Origin of the sequence: Glycomyces amatae, from assembly GCF_020991375.1 — a bacterium.
Lineage (GTDB): Bacteria > Actinomycetota > Actinomycetes > Mycobacteriales > Micromonosporaceae > Glycomyces > Glycomyces amatae.
The window spans coordinates 343,146-358,096 of sequence record NZ_JAJLQZ010000005.1 but is presented as its reverse complement, the minus strand read 5'-3'; the positions used below and the strand labels follow the sequence as shown (position 1 = coordinate 358,096).

The window sequence follows — 14,951 nt, the reverse complement described above, 5'->3', positions numbered from 1 at the left end:
GCGCCCCGAGAAGCGACTGTTTCGCGTTCGAGCCGGTGGGCCGCACGGGGAACCGCGAAGGCCGGCGCCGGGGTCACCGAACGGCCGGGGCGCTGTCGGGCTCGAAGCGGACGACGATCGATTTGGAGGTGGGGGTGTTGCTGGTCTCGGCCACGGAGTCGAGCGGGACGAGCACGTTCGTCTCGGGGAAGTAGGCGGCCGCGCAGCCGCGGGCCGTCGGGTAGTGGACGATCTTGAAGTGCGGGGCGCGGCGGTCGCCGTCGGACCATTCGCTGACGAGGTCGCAGTAGGCGCCGTCGGCGAGGCCGAGTTCGCGGGCGTCCTCGGGGTTGACGAGCACGACGCGGCGGCCGTCGCTGATGCCGCGGTAGCGGTCGTCGAGTCCGTAGATCGTGGTGTTGAACTGGTCGTGGCTGCGCAGGGTCTGGAGCAGCAGGCGGCCGGGGCCGGCCTCGGGCGAGGTCACGGGGTTGACGGTGAAGTTGGCCTTGCCGGTGCTCGTGGGGAAGGCGCGGGTGTCGCGGGGCGCGTGCGGGAGCGTGAAGCCGCCGGGCACGCGGGCGCGGGCGTTGTAGTCGGCGAAGCCGGGCACGACGCGTTCGATGCGGTCGCGGATGCGGTCGTAGTCGGCGGCGAGGTCGTCCCAGGGCACGGCGTCGTCGGGGCCGAAGACGGTGCGGGCCAGGCCGGTCACGATGGCGACCTCGGAGCGCATGTCGGGGCTCAGGGGCGGGACCGTGCCGCGGGAGGCGTGGACGATGCCCATCGAGTCCTCGACGGTCACGAACTGCTCGCGGCCGCCGGTCGCGTCGATGTCGGTGCGGCCCAGGGCGGGGAGGATGAGCGCCCGGGCGCCGGTGACCACGTGCGAGCGGTTGAGCTTGGTCGAGACGTGCACGGTGAGGCGGCAGCGGCGCATGGCGTTCTCGGTGGCCTCGGTGTCGGGGGTGGCGGCGACGAAGTTGCCGCCCATGGCGGCGAAGACCTTGACGCGGCCGTCGCGCATGGCGCGGATCGTCTCGACGGTGTCGTGGCCGTGGTCGCGCGGCGGAGCGAAGTCGAACTCGGTGCCGAGGGCGTCGAGGAACCGGTCGGGCATCCGCTCCCAGATGCCCATGGTGCGGTCGCCTTGGACGTTGGAGTGGCCGCGCACGGGGCAGACGCCGGCGCCGGGGCGTCCGATGTTGCCGCGCAGCAGGAGGAAGGCGACGATCTCGCGGATGGTCGGCACGGCGTGCCGGTGCTGGGTCAGGCCCATGGCCCAGCAGACGACGATCCGGTCGGCGGCCAGGACCTCCTCGAGCAGGCGCCTGATCTCCTCGGCGGTGAGGCCGGTGCGGCGGACGGCGTCGGCGAGCGCGTCCTCGTCGTCGCCCGCCGCGTGGTGGGCGGCGAAGGCCTCGAAGCCGTGGGTGTGCGCGGCGATGAAGTCGCGGTCGATCGCGCCGGGCGCGTCGGAGCGCAGGAGCATCCGGTTGAGGGCGCTGAACAGGGCGAGGTCGCCGCCGACCTTGATCTGGAGGAAGAGGTCGGTGAGCTCGGTGCCGAGGGTCAGGCCGCGCGCGGTCTGCGGGTTCTTGAAGCGCCGCATGCCCGCTTCGGGGAGGGGGTTGAGGGTGGCGATGCGGGCGCCGGCGCGCTTGGCCTTCTCGAGCGCGGTGAGCATCCGGGGATGGTTGGTCCCGGGGTTCTGGCCGGCGACGATGATGAGGTCGGCCCGGTAGAGGTCGTCGAGGGTGACGCTGCCCTTGCCGACCCCGATGGTCTCGGACAGGGCGGAGCCGGAGGACTCATGGCACATGTTGGAGCAGTCGGGCAAATTGTTCGTGCCGAGTTTGCGGGCGAACAGCTGGTAGAGGAACGCGGCCTCGTTGCTGGTGCGCCCGGAGGTGTAGAAGGCGGCCTCGTCGGGGTGGTCGAGCGCGTCGAGTTCGGCCGCGATGAGGTCAAAGGCCTCGTCCCAGCCGATCGGGGTGTAGTGGTCGGCGCCTTCGGCGAGGTGCATGGGCCGCGTGAGGCGGCCCTGCTGCCCGAGCCAGTACCCGGACCTGTCGGCGAGGTCGGCGACGGGGTGGGCGGCGAAGAACTCGGGGCCGACGGTGCGCCGGGTGGCCTCCTCGGCGACGGCCTTGGCGCCGTTCTCGCAGAACTCGGCGGGGTGGCGGTGGCCCGGCTCGGGCCAGGCGCAGCCGGGGCAGTCGAAGCCGTCGGTCTGGTTGATGTCGCGCAGCAGCGGCAGTCCGCGCCTGATCCCGGCCTGGGAGCCGACGAACCGCACCGAGCCGACCACGGCGGGCAGGCCCGCCGCCCGGTGCTTGGGGCCGCGGACGTCGGGCGCGTCCTGGGCGGGGTCCTGGCGCGGTGCCTTGCTCATCGACTCAGTGTAGGTCGGCGGTAGCGGTACGCGGCGGTCGAGTGGTGATCAGGCCGGTCGGACACCGTCATGAATGGGCACGAAAACCACCTGAAATCCCAGTTCACCGGGTACCGGGGCGAATCAGCGCGGGCCGCCGCGGAGGACCCGCCCGGGTAGGCTGACCGGGGTGGGTCCGCGAGCGCGGCTCCGCCTTTCGTCCTCAATGGAAGGTAGTGGAATGGGCCGGCACCACGTCCCGACCCGGAGCGGGCGCCTGCACGGCCGCCTGCTGCACGTCCTCGGCGTTTTCTCGGCGGTCGTCGCCCTGGCCGCCGTGGTCGCGCTGTGGCAGTTCGGCGGCGAGGACGACCGCGATCCCGTGGGCACGCTCGACGGCCCGGAGACGGCCTGGCTCTCCCCGGGAGAGGACGGCACGAGCGCGACCGCGTCGGCCGATGCCGCCAGTGCCACGTCCGCATCGCCTTCGGCGTCCTCGGCGTCGCCGACCACGGAGGCGCCCTCCGAGGCGGCCGCGAGCACGGCGGAGGCCGAGGAGACCTCGGCCCGCGAGGAGGAGCCGACGCGGGAGGAGGAGCACGCCCCCGCGGGGGCCTCCTGCTCGGCGACGCTGGCGCTCGCGGAGGAGTGGCGGGGCGGGGCCACCGTGACCGTGGCGGTCGTGAACACCGGCGACGGCGAGATCGATTCGTGGGCGATCGACCTCGACCTCGACGACGCCGAGGTCACCTCCACTTGGAACATGGAGGAACTCGGCCGGGACTGGTACGGCGACTCCGGTTGGAACGGGCGGCTCGACCCCGGCGAGGACGCGGTGGTGGGATTCCAGGCCGAGACCGACTGGGACTTCGAAATGCCGGATTCGGTACCCTGCGCGGCAGAGGACTGAGGACGGACGCACCGGCGCGGTCGGGCGCCGCGATCGGGCCGACCGCCAAGGGCCGCTAGCCGTTATGGTGGGCAGATGAAGCCCGAAGTCTGGGTTCCGTCCCTCGCCGCACTGCTGTCCCCCATGCTCCCCTGGTTCATCGACCGCGTCACGAAGCCCGGCACCGCGAACACGGCGCACGGGCGGCGCGCGAAGCGGAAGACGCTGTGGACCGCCTTCTCCACCACGGTCGCCGCGGCGACCGTGGTGTTCTGGCTGGCGCCCGGACCCTGGCGGTGGCCCGCGCTCGTCGGCTGCGTCGTCCTGAGCGTCGCCTCGTACGCGCTGCTGGCATGGCGGCGCGCCCGGAGGGTGGGCCCGCACCCCGAGACCGAGCGGTTCCTGAAAGAGTGGGGCGGCAAGGACGGCGGCTACCCCTACGACCGGGACTTCCTGCCCGACCTGGTGCGCGTGTACACGAAGAACGACCTCGTGGGGACGGGCGAACCGGGCGATCCGGCCGCGTCGCGGCGGCGGAAGGGTCCCGATCCGACGCGGCCGCGCGGCTTCGACGACCTGCTCGCCGATCCCGCGGTGCGGCATCTCGCGCTCACCGGCGAGGCGGGCACGGGCAAGACCAGCCTCCTCCAGTTCTGGCGCCACGACCTGCGGCTGCGCAGACCGGCGCACGGCGACGCCCTGTCCCGGCTCGTGCCGCTGCTCATTCCCGCCAGGAGCCTGGTGGGCCTCGGCTCGGTCGGCGAGGCGTTCGGCCCGGAGGGGCCGGACGTGCTGTCGCGGCCGCCGGGGGCGGGCATGCGGTGGTTCCTGATGATCGACGCGTTCGACGAGATCACCGACGCCGACTCGCGCGCCGAGGTGGAGCGGATCGTCTTCGAGGCCATCGACGAGATCGGCGACCGCGGGCACATGAAGTTCGCGGTCACCAGCCGCGGCCTCACCGACGACCGGCGCCGCAGCTTCGACACGCGAGGGGTCTCGGAGTACCGGCTCCAGTCGTTCACGGACGACCAGTTGCGGCAGTATCTGGTCCGCGAGGAGACGAGCGGGCGCGACATCGACGGCCGCACTGCGGCGTACGACGCGGCGACCGAGAAGGTCGACCGCTTCATGGACCGCTGGGAGGGCCATGACGAACTCCTGGAGCTGATCAGGCTGCCGCTCCTGGCGCGGGTCACCTCGACCATCTACTTCCAGGACCTCCTGCTGGACATCCCGAAGCGGCGGGTCGACATCTACCAGGACGCGATCGAGCACCTGATCGCCCAGTTCCACAAGCGGATGAGCGGCGAGCGGGACCGGTACGCGCCCGCGTTGGGACTGCTGCGGGAATGGGCGAACGCTGAAGAACCGTCCGCGGCGGACGTCGACGCCGCCATTCGCGATCTGCTACGCCGGCTCGCGGTGGCCCACATCGAATCGGGACCGGAGTCGGTGGTGCCGACCGCGTGCGACCTGCTCGGGGTGCCGATGGGGCCCAAGGACCGGCAGCGGGTGCGCGCCGTGCTGGCGCTGCTCGACGCCACCGGGCTCATCCACGATGTGAAGGCGATCAACCCGAGCTTCGTGCACAAGTCGTTCGCCGAGTACTTCGCGGCGCCCGCGCTGTTCGACCAGGGGTCGGACGTCGAGCGGTGGAACGCGGTCCTGCGCGACCCCGACCGCCGCATCGGGGCGGTCTTCGCGCTCGCTCAAATGGATCCCGAGCGCCGCCGGGAACTGTGCGACGCCATGGCCGAGACCGACGAGTTCCCGGAGGCGTGCGGTTGGATCGCCGTCGAAGGGCTGTGCATCGAAGGCGTCTCGGGCAGGATCGACGAAGATCAGCGAAACCGATTGATACAAGCCTGTGTACGAGCCATAACACCCCGACCGAAGAGCGATTGGTGGAATCTCATCGAAGCGCTCGCTACGATCGACAAGGGACGTGACCACCTCATCGCCAAAGTCGAGAGTCGGGAGATCTCGGATTGGACGCTCGAGCGGATCTGCAACGAGATCGCCAACCATGATCAGCGGGGCATAATGCTCTTGAAAGAGTACGCCGAAAGCAATTCTTTCAATCATCATGTTCGTTCAAATGCAGCATCCCATCTGCTCGAACATGATTCCGAGGCGGGGTTGAAGCTGTTGGAACAGCTTGCCTCCGAACCCGATCCAGACGGAGCACGCCGCCTGGGAACGGCACAAGCGCTTGCAAATTACCAGTGGAGTGAAGCCGAAAGCAAGTTGCAATCGCTTGCCGTGGACCAGTTCGTATCCTCGGATACACGGATACTCGCGGTCGTAGAACTCATAAGGCATGGAAATAAAAAAGGCTTGAAATTGGCCAGGCGGTATGCAAGACACCGAATCTACTCGGATAGTTACCGGGTCTACTTGGCCGAACGTTTGGCGAATCAGGATCACCCTGACGGACTCAGACTATTGCGAGAATTTGCAAACGACGACTGCATAGAGGATATAGCGAGAGAACAAGCCGCAAACCACTTGAAGAAGTTCGATCGCGAGGAGAGCGTCCGCCTGCTCCTCGAATTCGCTTCAGACGCTTTGCTGTCTGATGTGGTACGACTCCAGGCCAGGCAGGATCTGGCGCAGCATGAAGAACTACCAGAATCGCCCCTCCTCATTGAAGCCGTCGAGGATCTGCGGATGGACGCGTGGACACGTATCACGACAGCAAGCATCCTTGAAACTGACGCCCCTGAATATTCGCGCCACCATCTTGCCCTGCTGGCCGCAGACACCACCATTGAGATCGGGGCCAGAGTACATGCACTCGGCAGACTGGTCGAATTCGATCGGCCTGCATGGTTCCCGCGGTTGTCGGCGATCATGGAAAGTGCCGATCATGAGAATGGAGGACAGGCCGCGGCGGCCAGAATACTGATCGAAAAGGACCCTTCGCTCGGTATGCCCATCCTCTCTCATCTTGCGAACGACGCGCGCCTTGATGATTTTGACCGAGTATTGGTCAGCCTGGGTCTTATCACGGGAGGTGATTCGGGTGGTTTGGAACGGCTGAGGCTACTCGCACAGGAGCCGAACGCGAGCAGTGGCGCTCGAGTATGGGCGGCAGAGGAGTTGGCAAAACTCGACTTTCCGAAGGGTTTGGCATGCTTGCGTCGATTGCGAACCGACCCGGGGCTAACCGACCGCGACCGTGTAGCTGCGACAAGCCGATGGATCGATCTCGACGCACCCGGCGAAGCCGACCGGTTGCGAGAGCTGGCCGAGGCCCTGGAGCTCGACGGCGCTGCCCGCCTCTTCGCGGCAGAACGTCTGATGCCGTACCAGAAGCCGAAAGCGCTCAAAATACTTCGGGCCTTGGCTGAGACCCCCGAGTTGACGGACGCTGACCGCTGTACTGCCACAGCAACACTCGCCAAGTACGACCGCGCCGCAGGATCCACCCTGGTGCGGCGGTACGCGACCGACAACGGACTCCATGAAACGGCGCGGCTGGAAGCGATACAGGCCATGATCGCCTTGGAGCCGGACGAGGGCATGGAACTGCTGCGCGCCTATGCGTGCGACTCCACCGGCTCCGATACGAGCGCCCCGGAAGGAGCGGAACTGCTCGCACTGCACGGGGACGCCCGTGGCGTGGCGCTGCTCAAGCAGTACGCGCAGGACACGGGGATCGAGGAGCAGGCTCGTGTGAACGCCGCTGAACACCTGCTCAAATTCGATCGCGATACCGCCTTGGAATCGCTGCGCGCTCATGGTTCCAACGCCGACTTCAACGATGTCGCCAGAGCCGATGCGCTGTCCAAGCTCGCGCACCACGATCCCGAAATCGGCTTGCGACTGCTGCACGCGGCCGAGCAGACTCGGCGAGAGCGGCCGATGCTGGCGGTCCTGGTCGACGGGGCCCTGGCCCGGTATGAGCCGGATGCCGTGGAACGGCTGTCGCGAACCGTTGCAGACCAGGACGCGGACGACCTGGTCCGGGTCCACGCCGCTTCGGCACTGGTGTCCTGCGACCGTCCTATCGGCATCGCCGCGCTCTCGCAGTTCGCGGAGACCGCGGCATTCCGGCCGACCGCCCGGCTCATGGCCGCCTCAAGCCTGCTCCCCCATCATCGACCGAACGCGATCGCCGTGCTCAGAACGGTCGCGGAAGACGACCGCGGCGACCACGCCATGCGGGTCGCCGCGGCAGGTCTGCTGCCATCGAACGGTCGCGAGAGCCTGCAACTGCTCAGGAGCTTCATTGCAGACCCCGAATTCGACGAGCTCGGCAAGGTCGAGGCGGCCTGGTCGTTGAGCTTCGAGTGCAGAAGGGAGGCTGACCACGCGCTGGCCGCACTGCGGGCGAGCTCGGAGGAAGCGGTCCGATGCTGGGCCGACATCGCGTCAGCCGACCACGACGCCGATCTGCGCGCGGCGCTCCCCGAACGCTACAAGGGGATCGCCTCGCCAGCGCTCGATCGGGTACGCGACCTCGCCGCCACCTTGGTCGAGGTCGCTCCTCGTGCCGGGGCCCGGGCGAAAGCCCGGGTGGAGGCGATCGCGGCGGCCCGGGCGGGCCGTCCGGATCCGCTCGAGCCGGACGGCGTCCTCGACTGAGCATCGAAGCTCTCGAGCGCCGCCCAGGCCGTGTTCGCGAACGCAGTCCCTCAGTCCGCTTCGGCCCTGGCCCGCCGGTACGCCTCTTCGAGGCGTTCGAAGGGGCCGGGGCCTTCGCGTGGCACCGGAGGCGCGTCGAGGTGGCGGACGCGGAGCTCGTCCATGAGCTCCTCGATGAACGCCGGGCCCTCGGCGCGCATGAGCTCCTGTCGCGTGCGCAGCTCCGGGGTGCCCTCGCGCCAGTCCAGGCCCCAGTTGCCGAGCGCGAAGAGGATCGGGAGCGTCTGGACGCCGGCCTCGGTGAGGCTGTAACGGGCGCGCCGGCCGCGCACCGCGTCCTCCTTCGTGAGGATCCCGGCCGCGACGAGCTTCTTGAGGCGGTCGGCGAGGATGTTCGACGCGATGCCCTCGATGAAGCCGTTCAGCAGCTCCCGGAAGTAGCGGCGGTCGCCGAAGACCATGTCGCGCAGCACCAGGAACGACCAGTGGTCGCCGAGCGCCTCCACGGCCGCGTTGATCGCGCAGCCCGAGCGCGGCTCCACCGCACCGCCTCGACCCATCCGCCGCCCTTTCTTGACGTCCCCGGACACCACCGACTATCGTAGTGGTTGCATTTTACAACTACTTTCAAGGAGCGGCAATGGGCCGGGTTCGCGTCGACCTCAACATCTCCCTCGACGGCTACGCCTCGACCACCGACCAGACGCCCGAGGACCCGATCGGCCAGGACTGGAACCGCCTCGTCGCGGCCTACCTCGGGACGCGGACCATGCAGGAGCGCGTCTTCGGCCAGACCGGCAAGGGCACCGACGGGATCGACGAGCGGTACGCCGCCGCCTACTTCGAGGGCGTCGGGGCCGAGATCATGGGCGCCGGCAAGTTCGGCCTCCACCTCCACCCCGATGACCTGGACTGGCAGGGCTGGTGGGGGCCGAACCCGCCGTTCCACTGCCCGGTCTTCGTCCTCACCCACGAGGAGCGGCCCACGCTGGAGATGGAGGGCGGCACCACCTTCCACTTCGTCCAGACCTCGATCGAGGAGACCCTGAAGCGCGCGCAGGAGGCCGCGGACGGACGCGACGTCCGCATCGGCGGCGGCCCCCGCACCGTGCGGTCCTTCCTCGCCGCGGGCCTGGTCGACAGCCTCCACGTCGCGATCGTCCCGATCCTCCTCGGCCGCGGCAAGAACCTCTGGACGGACCTGCGCGAACTCGAACGCGACTACACCGTCGCCAGTGAGGTCGCCGAGAGCGGCACCGTCCACGTCACCTTCTCCCGATGAACGCCGGGGCGCCCCTTCGCGAGCCGGTCCTGCCGACTCGGTTCGTGAACTAGTCGCGGCCGACCCAGGTGGCGAGGTCCACCTCGTTGCCTTCGGGGTCGGCGAGCGTCCAGTGCATGGGGGCGAACCGGTCGGTGACGAGCGTGCCGCCCGCGGCCAGGGCCGCGGCGACGCGGGCCTCCGCCTGCTCATGCGGCACGCCGACGTCGATGTGGATGCGGCCCCGACCTTCCCGCATGACATCCATCTGCTGCACGTAGACCGGCGGGTACAGCCCGTCCGGGTCGGCGATGTCGGAGTCGCCGGCCATCTCGTAGCCGAGCACGGCGCACCAGAACGCCCGCACCCTGTCGACGTCGAGGGCGTCGATGGCGAACTCCCAGGTGCGGGTGGAGCCGGGATCGGCACTGACGCCGAGCGCCTCGGCCGCCGCGGAGATCTGCCGGGCCAGCTCGAGGTCGGCCTCGGTCAGCGACCAGCGCTCCTTGGTCACCAGGCGCACCTCCAGCACACTGGAGCGGAGGTTCAGGTCGGGGTGGTGCCCGGCCGCCTCGGCGATACGGCCGATCTCGGCCACGAGCTTCACGCCGGTGGCGAAGTCGCCCGTGCGGTAGAGCGCGAACGCGACCGACCAGAGGACCCGCCAGTCGTCGACGCCGTCGGCCTCGTGGAACTGCTTCGGAGTGATGAAAACCGTCATGGCGCGATCGTAGGAGCGCCCACCGACACCCGAGGCGGAAAGCGGTGGGCTGCTCGTCGGTGCGCAGCTCGTCGGTGCGCCACTCGGCTATGGTCGCCCCATGCGAGCCACCCACGAACCCGCCGGGTACCGGTGCCCGTTCTGCGATCTCCTGGCCGGTGGGTCGGACGGGGTCACCGGCCCCGAGGACATCGTGCGGCGGACCGAGGGCGCCGCGGCCCTCGTCTCCCCGCGGTGGTGGCCGGACAACCTCGGGCACGTGCTCGTCGTCCCGACCGCGCACCACGAGAACCTGTACTCGATCCCCGCCGACGCCTATCGGGCCGTAGGCGACCTGGTGCGCGAGGTCGCCGTCGCGATCCGCGAGACCTACGGCTGCGACGGCGTCTCCACCCGCCAGCACAACGAACCGGCCGGCGACCAGGACGTCTGGCACCTGCACGTCCACGTGTTCCCCCGATACGAGGGCGACGGGCTCTACCGATCGCAGCCCCGACCCGGTTGGGCCGCACCGGCGGAGCGCCGGGTCTACGCCGAGCGGCTGCGGGCGCACTTCGCCCGCTAGGCGGTCTCGAGGCCGAAGCCGTAGGGGAACAGCGGATCGTAGCCGTCGTCGCCCACGTTCAGCGGTTCGTCGGCGACGAGCCGGGGCCAGCTGACCGGGAGCCTGCCGTCGTACGGGGTCAGGCCGAAGAGGGGGTCGGCCACGCCCGCGCCCTCGCTGCCGGGGAGCCAGGCGGCCACCAGCGCGTCCACTCCGGTCAGATGCGGTTCGAGCTCGATCGGGCGGCCCGAGACGACGATGACGACGCAGTCGACCGCCCCGCAGACGGTCTCGACGGCCGCGGCGTCGGCCTCGGAGACCAGCATGTCGTGCTCGCCCGCCCCGACGTCGCCGACGCCTTCGGCGTAGGGGTCCTCGGCCACGACGACGATGCCGACGTCGGCGCCGCCGACCGGTTCGCTCGCGTCCTCGCTGTAGGTGAGGGCGGCGTCCGGGGCGACCTGCTCGATGCCCGCGAGGATGCTGGTGCCCTCGTTGACCGCTTCGGCGGTGCCCTGCCAGGAGCCGGACCAGCCGCCCAGCTGGCGGCCGAGCGAGTCGGCGCCCGACCCGGCGAGGTAGATCGACTCGTCGCCGGTCAGCGGCAGGAGGTCGTCCTCGTTGCGCAGCAGCACCTGCGAGGCCGCGGCGGCCTCGCGGGCGACGTCGCGGTGCTCCGGGGAGCCGACGTCGGCCGCGCCGGTGGTGTCGGCGAAGGGGTGCTCGAACAGGCCGAGGGCGAACTTCTGGGTGAGGATGCGCGCCACGGCGTCGTCGATGCGGTTCTCGCCGACGCGGCCCTCCTCCACTTCGGTCAGCAGCGTGGTGATGAAGTCCTGGTACTCGAAGGGCACCATGACCATGTCGACCCCGGCGTTGATCGCGGTGCGCACCGCCTCGGCGTAGTCGCCGCTGATCTGGTCGACCCCCTGCCAGTCGGAGACGACGAAGCCCTCGAAGCCCAGTTCTCCCTTGAGGACCTGGGTGAGGAGGTACCCGTCGGCGTGGGCCTTCACGGGGCCGTCGCCGAGGTCGTTGGAGGAGTAGGAGACCATGACCGATCCGACCCCGGCGTCGACCGCCTCCCGGAAGGGCGCCAAGTGGATCGCGCGCAGCTCGTCCTCGGTGAGGGTGGCGACGCCCTGGTCGAGGAGGTACTCCTCGGTGGTGGAGCTGCCGTAGGCGGTGGCGCCGTCGCCGACGTAGTGCTTGGCGGTGGCGAGGACGCTCGTGTTCGCGGCCAGGTCATCGCCCTGGTAGCCCTGGACGACCGGGGCGGCGTACTCGAAGGCCAGGCCCGGGTCCTCGCCGTAGGACTCGTAGGTGCGGCCCCAGCGGCTGTCGCGGGCGACGCACACGCAGGGTGCGAAGGTCCAGTGGATCCCGGCGGCGCGGGTCTCCTCGGCGGTGACGGCGGCGGCCCGGCCCGCGAGCTCGGGGTCGTGGGCGGCGCCGAGGCCGATGTTGTGCGGGAACACCACGGCGCCGGGGATCGCGGTGTTGCCGTGGACGGCGTCGACGCCGTACATGAGGGGGATGCCCAGGCGCGAGTCGAGGGCCTCGCGCTGGTAGCCGTCGATCATCGCGGCCCACTCCTCGGGCGTGTCGCGCAGGGCCTCGGAGCCGCCGTTGAGGAGCGAGCCGATGCCCAGTTCGCCGATGTGGCGCGGGAAGGTCTCGATGGCGGGCACGGCGACCTGCGTCATCTGCCCGATCTTCTCCTCGAGCGTCATGCGGTTCAGGAGGTCGGCGACGCGCTCGTCGATCGGGAGGGAGGCGTCGCGGTAGTCCGCGCCGGCGGTGCCGTTGCCGGGGACGACGAGGAGGACGGCGACCACCGCGGCGGTGAGCGCCGCGGCGAGGGCGGCCCACAGGATGGCGGGGCGGCGGAAGAGTGCGGGCAGGCTTGCGCCCATGGGGCTGGCTCCTCGAGGGGTGAGCGGACGGTGACGGGCCCAACCTCGGTCCACCCTAACGGAAAAGCGCTCCCACGTCTACGGTGCGCAGGCACCCCGCAGGCCTCTTCGGCCCCGCACCGCGGGCCCCCGGTATTCAGGGTGCCTCAGGGGTGCGACATTTCCGCGCTCGCGCGGTTGCCCTCGATGAGCGGTCCTGTTATGTTGGGTCCCCCAACTAACCCTTCGGGGTCCGCCCCCATCGGACCCCTCCCCTCCCTCTGACCCCTAGGAGCACACGTGCGACGACGCACCTTCACCGCTTCGCTCGGCGCCGCCGCGGTGGCGGCGACCGCGGTACCCTCGGCGGCCCTCGCCAAGACCCACGGGCGCTGCGAAGACGCCTACACGTGGCGCAACGCCGTGGTCAACGGCGGCGGCTACGTCCCCGGCATCGTCTTCAACGAGACCGAGGCGGACCTCATCTACGCCCGCACCGACATCGGCGGCCTCTACCGCTGGCAGCCCGGCAGCGAGACCTGGAAGCCCCTGCTCGACTGGGTCGGCTGGGACGACTGGGGCTGGACCGGCGTCGTCTCGGTCGCCACCGACCCCGTCGAGCCGCGAAGGGTGTACGCGGCCGTCGGCACCTACACCAACGACTGGGACCCCCGCAACGGCGCCGTCCTCTACTCCGACGACTACGGCGAGACGTGGGAGGCGGCCGAGCTGCCGTTCAAGCAGGGCGGCAACATGCCCGGCCGCGGCATGGGCGAACGCCTCGCCGTCGACCCCCACGACAACGCCCGGGTGTACCTCGGCACCCCCAACGGCAACGGCCTGTGGCGCTCCGACGACCACGGCCGCAACTGGTCCCGCGTGGAGGCCTTCCCCAACGCCGGGAACTTCGTGCAGGACCCCAGCGGCGACTACTCCGACGACAACCAGGGCGTCATCTGGATCGACTTCGACCAGGACGGGCGCGTCTTCGTCGGCGTCGCCGACCCCGACGACCCGCTCTACGCCTCCGCCGACCGCGGCGCCACCTGGCAGCCCGTCCCCGGCGCGGCCGAAGCGCTCGGCACCGCCGACGGCAACCGCACCATCCCCAAGCAGGCCGCGTTCGACCACGAGAACGGCCACCTCTTCATCGTCACGAGCTGGGACCCCGGGCCCTACAACGGCGCCCCCGCCTCAGGGCGCGGCGGCTCGGTCCAGCGGCTGTCGCTCGCCACCGGCGAGTGGACCGACGTCACGCCGACGTACAACCCGATCGGGGCCGTCCCCGGCTTCGGCGGCCTCACCGTCGACCGCCGCCGCCCCGGCACCCTCATGGCCGCCACCCAGAACAACTGGTGGCCCGACGAGATCATCTACCGCTCCACCGACTCCGGCGCGACCTGGCAGACCAGCTGGGACTACGTGTGGGACGCGAACTGGTCGTGGCCGCCCGAGCGCACCGACCGGTTCACCATGGACAGCACCGGCAGCGAGTGGCTGGACTTCGGGAACGCCGACGACGGGCCCGCGTACGCCGTCAAGCACGGCTGGATGATCGACGCGCTCGCGATCGACCCCCACGACTCCGACCGGATCATGTGGGGCACCGGCGCCACCATCTGGGGCACCGAGCGACTGACCGAGTGGGACGCCCAGGGCGGGCTCGTCGGCTGGGACGACGCGGCCGGACGCCAGATCGCGCTGCCGATCGACCCGTTCACCGTGGGCGTCCGGGTCGAGGGCCTGGAGGAGACCTCGGTGCAGGACATCGCCGCGCTCGGCGGGACCCTGGTCTCGGCGATGGGCGACCTCGGCGGGTTCGTGCAGACCGACCTGAGCCGGGCGGGCGCGCAGATCCGCCGTCCGAACTGGACGTCGGGCCGCAGCGTCGACTTCGCCGCGCTCGACCCCGACGTCGTCGTCGGCTCCGGCGACGTGGAGGGCGAGACCGACGGGCACGTGGGCGTCTCGCTCGACCGCGGCGCGACCTGGCTGACCACCGCACGGCTCGAAGGCGTGGCGGGCGGCGCCAACGGCGGCACCGTCGCGGTGAGCGCCGACGGGACCGCCATCGTCTGGACGCCGGGCGACGGGGCGACCGCGCCGGTGCGCAGCACCGACCTGGGGCAGACGTGGACCGCGGTGGAGGGCCTGCCGGCGGGGGCGCTGGTGCGCGCCGACCGGCGCGATCCGGACCGGCTGTACGCCTTCGCGGCGGGCGTGTTCTACGCGAGCGCCGACGCGGGCGCGAGCTTCGCGGAGACGGGCGCGTCGGGGCTGCCGGCGGAGGGCGCCGTGGACTTCCGGGCCGTTCCGGGCAAGCGGAAGCAGCTGTGGCTGGTCGGGGGGCAGGCCGGGGCGGACTACGGCATGTGGCGCTCGACCGACGGCGGCAGGCGGTGGAAGCGCGTGCGCGACTTCGAGGAGGCGGACGCGGTCGGCTTCGGCAAGGGGCGCGGGCGGCAGGGCCACCCGGTGGTCTACGCCTCCGCGAAGGCCCGCGGGACGCGCGGGATCTGGCGCTCGACCGACGAGGGCCGGTCGTGGGACCGGATCAACGACGACGCGCACCAGTGGGCGTGGACCGGGAAGGCGATCTCGGGCGACCCGGAGGTCTACGGCCGGGTCTACATCGCGACGAACGGCCGGGGCCTGATCTACGGCGACATCGGGGATTAGGTGGTGTTCACGGGCC

The 14,951-nt window shown here is 70.5% G+C and carries 9 protein-coding genes; 5 read left to right on the top strand and 4 right to left on the bottom strand.

Features of this window, described 5'->3' with window-relative positions:
• Positions 1-73 precede the first annotated feature (73 nt).
• Positions 74-2,374, bottom strand: a complete 2,301-nt coding sequence (locus tag LO763_RS10815; protein ID WP_230601994.1) for an FdhF/YdeP family oxidoreductase — start codon at positions 2,372-2,374, stop codon at positions 74-76.
• A gap of 220 nt (positions 2,375-2,594) precedes the next feature.
• Between LO763_RS10815 and LO763_RS10810 the strand changes: the two genes are divergently transcribed.
• Positions 2,595-3,263, top strand: a complete 669-nt coding sequence (locus tag LO763_RS10810) for a cellulose binding domain-containing protein (RefSeq protein ID WP_230601993.1) — start codon at positions 2,595-2,597, stop codon at positions 3,261-3,263.
• A gap of 75 nt (positions 3,264-3,338) precedes the next feature.
• Positions 3,339-7,835, top strand: a complete 4,497-nt coding sequence (locus LO763_RS10805; RefSeq protein ID WP_230601992.1) for a HEAT repeat domain-containing protein — start codon at positions 3,339-3,341, stop codon at positions 7,833-7,835.
• 50 nt (positions 7,836-7,885) lie between these two features.
• Here the strand turns inward: LO763_RS10805 and LO763_RS10800 are convergent, their stop codons facing one another.
• Complete coding sequence (locus LO763_RS10800) at positions 7,886-8,395, bottom strand: winged helix-turn-helix transcriptional regulator (RefSeq protein ID WP_255672164.1); 510 nt, start codon at positions 8,393-8,395, stop codon at positions 7,886-7,888.
• Positions 8,396-8,475: 80 nt separating this feature from the next.
• Here LO763_RS10800 and LO763_RS10795 point away from each other — a divergent pair, with 80 nt between their 5' ends.
• Positions 8,476-9,117, top strand: coding sequence for a dihydrofolate reductase family protein (locus tag LO763_RS10795; protein WP_230601990.1), 642 nt, complete (start codon positions 8,476-8,478; stop codon positions 9,115-9,117).
• 49 nt (positions 9,118-9,166) lie between these two features.
• Here the strand turns inward: LO763_RS10795 and LO763_RS10790 are convergent, their stop codons facing one another.
• Positions 9,167-9,817: a 4a-hydroxytetrahydrobiopterin dehydratase gene (locus LO763_RS10790; RefSeq protein ID WP_230601989.1), complete on the bottom strand. Its 651-nt coding sequence runs from the start codon at positions 9,815-9,817 to the stop codon at positions 9,167-9,169.
• Between the two features lie 100 nt (positions 9,818-9,917).
• Here LO763_RS10790 and LO763_RS10785 point away from each other — a divergent pair, with 100 nt between their 5' ends.
• On the top strand, positions 9,918-10,382 hold the full coding sequence (locus LO763_RS10785) for an HIT family protein (RefSeq protein ID WP_230601988.1): 465 nt from the start codon (positions 9,918-9,920) through the stop codon (positions 10,380-10,382).
• On the opposite strand, the gene LO763_RS10780 is transcribed toward LO763_RS10785, so the two are convergent.
• Complete coding sequence (locus LO763_RS10780; RefSeq protein ID WP_230601987.1) at positions 10,379-12,277, bottom strand: glycoside hydrolase family 3 protein; 1,899 nt, start codon at positions 12,275-12,277, stop codon at positions 10,379-10,381. The genes LO763_RS10785 and LO763_RS10780 overlap by 4 nt on opposite strands.
• A 279-nt stretch (positions 12,278-12,556) precedes the next feature.
• On the opposite strand from LO763_RS10780, the gene LO763_RS10775 reads away from it, so the two are divergent.
• Positions 12,557-14,935, top strand: a complete 2,379-nt coding sequence (locus LO763_RS10775) for a VPS10 domain-containing protein (protein WP_230601986.1) — start codon at positions 12,557-12,559, stop codon at positions 14,933-14,935.
• The last annotated feature ends 16 nt before the right edge of the window (positions 14,936-14,951 follow it).

Coding starts and splice junctions, on each gene's coding strand:
- LO763_RS10815 (WP_230601994.1), bottom strand. CDS start 2,374: ATGAGCAAGGCACCGCGCCAGGACCCCGCCCAGGACGCGCCCGACGTC.
- LO763_RS10810 (WP_230601993.1), top strand. CDS start 2,595: ATGGGCCGGCACCACGTCCCGACCCGGAGCGGGCGCCTGCACGGCCGC.
- LO763_RS10805 (WP_230601992.1), top strand. CDS start 3,339: ATGAAGCCCGAAGTCTGGGTTCCGTCCCTCGCCGCACTGCTGTCCCCC.
- LO763_RS10800 (WP_255672164.1), bottom strand. CDS start 8,395: ATGGGTCGAGGCGGTGCGGTGGAGCCGCGCTCGGGCTGCGCGATCAAC.
- LO763_RS10795 (WP_230601990.1), top strand. CDS start 8,476: ATGGGCCGGGTTCGCGTCGACCTCAACATCTCCCTCGACGGCTACGCC.
- LO763_RS10790 (WP_230601989.1), bottom strand. CDS start 9,817: ATGACGGTTTTCATCACTCCGAAGCAGTTCCACGAGGCCGACGGCGTC.
- LO763_RS10785 (WP_230601988.1), top strand. CDS start 9,918: ATGCGAGCCACCCACGAACCCGCCGGGTACCGGTGCCCGTTCTGCGAT.
- LO763_RS10780 (WP_230601987.1), bottom strand. CDS start 12,277: ATGGGCGCAAGCCTGCCCGCACTCTTCCGCCGCCCCGCCATCCTGTGG.